General features: G+C 36.6%; 5 protein-coding genes. 1 reads left to right on the forward strand and 4 read right to left on the reverse strand.

The window, feature by feature from the left end; translation table 11 throughout:
- Nucleotides 1–107: 107 nt before the first annotated feature.
- The 4 genes from M3226_RS27825 to M3226_RS27840 all read right to left on the reverse strand — a co-directional run bounded on the left by M3226_RS27825 (nt 108) and on the right by M3226_RS27840 (nt 4,664).
- Nucleotides 108–1,142, reverse strand: coding sequence for a Gfo/Idh/MocA family protein (locus tag M3226_RS27825; RefSeq protein WP_251572280.1), 1,035 nt, complete (start codon nt 1,140–1,142; stop codon nt 108–110).
- A 98-nt stretch (nt 1,143–1,240) separates the two neighbouring features.
- Complete coding sequence (locus M3226_RS27830; protein WP_251572282.1) at nt 1,241–2,668, reverse strand: sugar porter family MFS transporter; 1,428 nt, start codon at nt 2,666–2,668, stop codon at nt 1,241–1,243.
- A gap of 28 nt (nt 2,669–2,696) precedes the next feature.
- Nucleotides 2,697–3,611, reverse strand: coding sequence for a myo-inosose-2 dehydratase (iolE, locus tag M3226_RS27835; RefSeq protein WP_251572284.1), 915 nt, complete (start codon nt 3,609–3,611; stop codon nt 2,697–2,699).
- Nucleotides 3,612–3,797: 186 nt separating this feature from the next.
- A complete protein-coding gene (locus M3226_RS27840; protein WP_251572286.1) occupies nt 3,798–4,664 on the reverse strand; it encodes a helix-turn-helix domain-containing protein in 867 nt (288 codons plus the stop codon).
- 279 nt (nt 4,665–4,943) lie between these two features.
- On the opposite strand from M3226_RS27840, the gene M3226_RS27845 reads away from it, so the two are divergent.
- Nucleotides 4,944–5,807, forward strand: coding sequence for a sugar phosphate isomerase/epimerase family protein (locus tag M3226_RS27845; protein WP_251572288.1), 864 nt, complete (start codon nt 4,944–4,946; stop codon nt 5,805–5,807).
- Nucleotides 5,808–6,000: the final 193 nt, after the last annotated feature.

Raw genomic sequence — 6,000 nt, forward strand, 5'->3', positions numbered from 1 at the left:
AGATACCATTTAAAACAACTTTCAAGATTAACCCAAATCAATAAAAAGGAAATGGATTACTCCATTTCCTTTTTATAAACTATTTAACTGTAATATGCTCTAAAGGATTACACCGTTTGAAGTTCTTTTTCATTATAAAATGCTGGTCTTTCTTGAAGTGTAATGGCTTCTTTTTCACCAGTTTGCTGGGCTTTTACACATGCATCAGATGTTACTGCTGCAATATATCCATCCCATGCAGTTGGTCCTTCTGGCTCACCTTTTTTTGTAATGGAATCAATAAAATCTTGGATTTCCACATTGTACGCATCCATAAAGCGGTATTTCCAATCATTTAAAATGCTTGTGCTTAATTTTTCATCTTTTCTCATCACAACACTGGAGAATTCAGGTAATTTTACAATTCCCTCTTCACCAATCACTTCACATTGAATGTCATAGCCGTATTTACAATTTACAAATACTTCTACATTCATGACAATGCCACTGTTTGTTTCAATCGTAAATAATTGTGGATCTTGCAGTTTGTCATGGGAATATTTGGTCTTCCTTGGAAAAACAACTTGAACGGATTTATAGTCATCATTAACTAACCAGTGAAGTGCATCAATTTCGTGAATTAATGTATCCGTTACTGCCATATCCGTTGTATAGTTTTCACCAACGATTGGATTGCGGTGTGCAGCACGAATCATTAACGGCGCACCTATTTCATTATTGTCGATCACTTGTTTTAATTGTACATATCCGCTATCATAACGGCGCATAAATCCAACCTGAACTAATTTTTTGCCCTGCTTCATTTCTGCTTCAACAATTCGCATACAGCCTTCAGCTGTGGTTGCTAAAGGTTTTTCACAAAATACATATTTACCAGCTTCAACTGCAGCGACAACTGTTGCTTCATGGGCAGGACCCCAACTTGTGACAAGTACAACATCCACATTCTCATCCGCAATGAGCGCTTTATCGTCTGGATAAACTATCGCATCTAATTGATAGATTTCGACTGTTTGCTTTGCAGACTCTTGATTAACATCTGTTACGGCTACTATTTTTCCACCAGATAATTTATTGGTAATTCGATCAATATGCTCTCTTCCAATTGCTCCTGTTCCTACTACACCAAATCTTAAAGTCATGTTGATACTCTCCTTTTATGTTTACATATTCAATGGATAAACCTAGGCAACGCTTTCATTTTTCAGTTAATTCATAATTCAATTATAGTTTTATAACATTATTGATTAGAAGCTTGTTTATGACTTTTTTGTCCATAGCTCCGGAAATCGCTTTCTAACTGCTCCAGTGATTTTCCTCTTGTCTCTGGCAAAATCTTATTCACAAATATAATAGCGGCAATACCACACACTGCGAAAATGAAGAATGTGATCGATAAGCCCACTGCACTTAGTAAGATTGGGAAAAACAGTCCAACAAGGAAGTTTGTGATCCATAAGCAGAATACTGTTACACCCATTCCAATACCACGTAATTTTAACGGGAAGATTTCTGATAACATTAACCAGGTTACCGGAGAAATAGCTCCCTGTTGGAATGCAAGGAAGGTAACAGTCAAGCTAAGTACGACCATCGGAAGTGCTGGTGACCCTTTAAGTACTAATGAGAACACCCCAATTAAAGCAAGAGCAGCGGTTGTACCCGTCAATCCAGCGATTAACATCGGACGACGGCCAATTTTCCCTAATAACCAGATTCCAACGAAAGTGGCAATGACTGAGATGGCCCCATTGGCAATATTCCCCATAAGCGCTGCATTGGTTGAAAAACCAGATTTTTCAAGAATTTGAGTACCATAATACATAATCGAGTTAACACCTGTAATTTGCTGCACAATGGCAATCCCGATTCCAATTCCAACAATCCGGCGAACCCATGGTACGTTTAAATCCTTAAATGTGGCATGTTTAATTTCTGATTCATGAGCAATATTTTCTTTCATCTCTTTAAGTTCAGAATCCGCAGCGTTTGCTTCCCGTATTTCTTTAAGGACCCTTAGTGCATCTCCCCATTTTCCCTTGGATGCAAGCCAGCGCGGGCTCTCCGGAACCGCTAACATTCCAAACCATAAGACAACGGCCGGAAGTGACGCAATCACTAACATATAACGCCAAACATGTGAAGCTCCCTCACCAATCGTATTTCCTAGGATGGCATTAAATACAAACGCTAACAGCTGACCGGAAACAATCATTAATTCGTTCTGGGTAACCATCCTGCCCCGCTTCTCGACCGGAGACATCTCTGCTAAAAAGGATGGCACCATGACGGATGCCGCCCCAACGGCTAATCCCAGCAAGAATCGGAAGACGATCATAACACCGGCTGACGGTGAAAGCGTACATCCAATTGCGGCAATAAAGAATAGTAACGCGAGATTTAAAATCATTTTGCGGCGGCCAAAACGGTCGGATAAACGCCCGCCAAATACAGACCCAAACGCAGCTCCAAAAAGTAATGAACTTGTAACGAGACCCTCCGTGGCTGGTGTCAAGTTTAGCTGGTCAGGTTTTGCCATAAAAGGTAATGCCCCGTTAATAACACCGGTGTCATATCCAAAAAGAAGTCCCCCAAATGTAGATATAACCGTAATCTTTTTTAAAGCTTTTTCGTAATCACGTGTTTTTTTAATCGCCTGATTACTCATATTCTCCCTCCCCAGGGTTCGTTTTTTATTAAGCTTTAATCAATGAACCATTTTCTAATGGCAGTAATTCTTCATTAATATAATTACGGGCTTTCAAGGCATACTCCAACGGATGTGCAACTGAGGGGTCTTGTTCTGCTTCAATGACAATCCAGCCTGAATAATTCGTTGCAAGAAGCTTCTTGTATACTTCTGTAAAATCAATGCAACCGTCACCAGGAACGGTAAACATTCCTGCCAAGAAGGATTGTAAAAAGGACTTTCCTTCTTTTTCACATTGTTCTTTTACTGCTTGACGCACATCTTTAAAATGAACGTGATGGATACGATTGATATGCTTATTTAATAGAGTCATATAATCAGCATCTGATACATAGATATGGCCGGTATCATACAGCAAATGAACGTGATTAGGATCGGTGTTTTCCATAAGACGATCAATTTCGGCTAATGTTTGTACACCCGTCCCCATATGATGGTGAAAAACTAGCTTCAAATCATATTCTTGAGCAATTTTTCCTAATTCGTTTAGTCCTTGGCCTAATTGATCCCATTCCGTATCTGTGAAGAATGGTTTTTCTTTGAAGACGTTTTTATCAGTACCTTGAATACTATAGGTTTGCTCTGATACGACAGCAACAGCTGCGTTAACCGCTTTCAAATACTCGCAATGTTTATGGAAAGCTTTCGAGGCTTCTTCCACACCGTCACGAATAATAAAACTGCTAAACCATTGTCCCGCAATTTTTAGGTTGCGAAGTTGAAGCTCTTTGTTCAATACGTTAGGTTCTGGAAAAAATCCGCCAACTTCTGTTCCCTCAAATCCTGCAACTACAATATCACTTAGTAAGTGTGATAAGGTATTCTCTGCCCCAATTTCCGGAATGTCATCATTGCGCCAGCCAATCGGAGCAATCCCCCATGCAATTTTTTTATTTTCCATCGTTTAACCTTCTTCCTTTTAAAAGTAGGACTGTTTAACCGGTTGTCCCTATTTTATAAGTAATCGAGGTTCAATGTATTATAAAAAATTGCTATCAAATTATCATTTCTTGCTAAAATTTAATTAGTTTATCAGAATCTAACAAAAAGATACCCACATAAATGGATATCTTTTAGAAAGATGTTATTAAAAACATTGTTTTCTAAACTTCCCAGGAGTGATGCCTCCAGTAGATTGGGAGAACACCTTAATAAAATGACCAATACTATTAAATCCACAGTCCATGCTTATTTGCTCGATCGAAAGATTGGTTTCCACTAATTGATTCTTAGCTTGGATCAATCGGTAATTTAGTACATATTGGTGAGGACTGGTTCCAATATACTTTTTAAACGTACGGCAAAAATGATAGGTACTTAAATTGGATATCTCACTTAACTGGTCGACGGTTATTTTAGATGAGTAATTCTCACTTATATAAGTCAGTACGGCTTGCATTTCGGGTGGTACTGCTTTTGCCACGTTTGCAGCTCTGTTTTCAAACGTATTACGGGTACTTTCTACTAAATTACCCAGCAGTTCATAAATTTCTAAAGATATCTTAAAGTCTATTTCCCTGTTTGAAGCTATAAGGGATAAAATATTCGGGATATTATTTTTTTCTGCAGGCAGTTTAAACAGACAACCCTTTCTTTTGTATAACTCGTTATACATAGCTTGTGTGTGACTACCTGTAAAGTGAAAAAATTGGAAGGTCGTTTCTTCCGCGGCATAGTAGTTATTTTTTTCTTTGCAATCTAACAGAACAATATCATCTTTCGAGGCCACAAATGATTGGTCAAGGTAGTGGAAATGCATCGATCCTTTTTTTATATAAAAAATAATAAAGGAATTCATGTAGTCACGCTTAATGCTGTAGGGTACATCTACTATATATTCACCGCCCCATAGGACATAATGATATAATTCTTTCGTTAAAGCGGAAGGTTCATAAAAAAATAATCCCTTTTTTGACTTGATGCCAGGTTCTACCTTCGGAATATAGAAATTCATTTTTTCACCTCACTAATTGTAAACAATAATAATATATCTATTTTATACTAACTCAAAAGGGAATGGTCTATTTTTTGCTACTATTCCAATATTTCATACAAAACTCAGTGAATATCCTCTGAATTCCATACAAACGCCCATTTCATTACCAAAAGTTATCAAATAAATTATAAAATAGCACCAAAACACAATTTTAGAGCAAGATTATATAGAGTAAGGAAAGAACTTTTCTATTAAACTGAAATCGCATACATAAGTTAAAAAAATGGAGGTTTACCCATGAAATTATCATTTAATGAAGGAACAACATTCGAAAGTGCTTCTCTTCAACAGAATTTAGAGTTTTGTGAAAAACACGGTTACGATTTTATCGAAATTCGTTCAATCGATCAGTTAAAAGATTATCTTAAAGAATATACATTAGATGATTTAAAAGCCTATTTTGATAACCACCATATTAAACCACTGTCTTTGAATGCATTATGCTTTTTTAATAATCGTACCAAAGAAGACGAAGAGAAGATAATTGAGGAATTCAAAGAATACTTGGAGATTTGTAAAAAAATAGATTGTCCATATATTTGCGTGGTACCTTCTAATATTGATGTGACTGAAAAAGGAAAAACATTGACGGAAGAAATAAATGCAAGTTGTATTCGAGTTTTAACCCATCTATCTGATTTAGCAAAACCATACGGAGTAAAGATTGCGATGGAGTTTATCGGAATTCAGGAGAATACTGTGAATACATTCGCCCAAGCATATAGTATTGTAAAAGCGATTGATCGAGATAATGTGGGTCTAGTGTATGATACTTTCCAATTCACTGGGATGGGGTCAAGATTAGAAGATGTAACAGAGGAGACAGCAGATAAATTGTTTATCTTCCATATCAACGATGTTGAGGGTTATCCGATTGGCCAAATGCGTGATAGTGATAGAGTATGGCCTGGACACGGTGTGATTGATTTGGAAGCACATTTAAAAAGATTAAAAGAATTGAATTATGATTTTGTCGCATCCGTTGAGTTATTCCGACCAGAATATTATCAAATGGATCCTGAAGAAGTTATCAAAAAAGCAAAAGAAACGACCTTGGAAGTATTGGAAAAGTACTATATTAATCACCCTATTTATAATTAATCGAAAGGCATAAAGGATCTTTTGTAGAAAAAGTCCTTTATGCCTTTTTTATTATTTAATACAATTTCACTAGTGTTGCGTTAATTAAATTTCAATATTAAAAACACTCTAAATCTTCACTAATTTTATTTTGTGCAAAGAAAAAGTCCTTTATAATGAATAAGTCAGGTGGTAACCCGTCCAAATCCACTAA

This window comes from Neobacillus cucumis, from assembly GCF_023715505.1.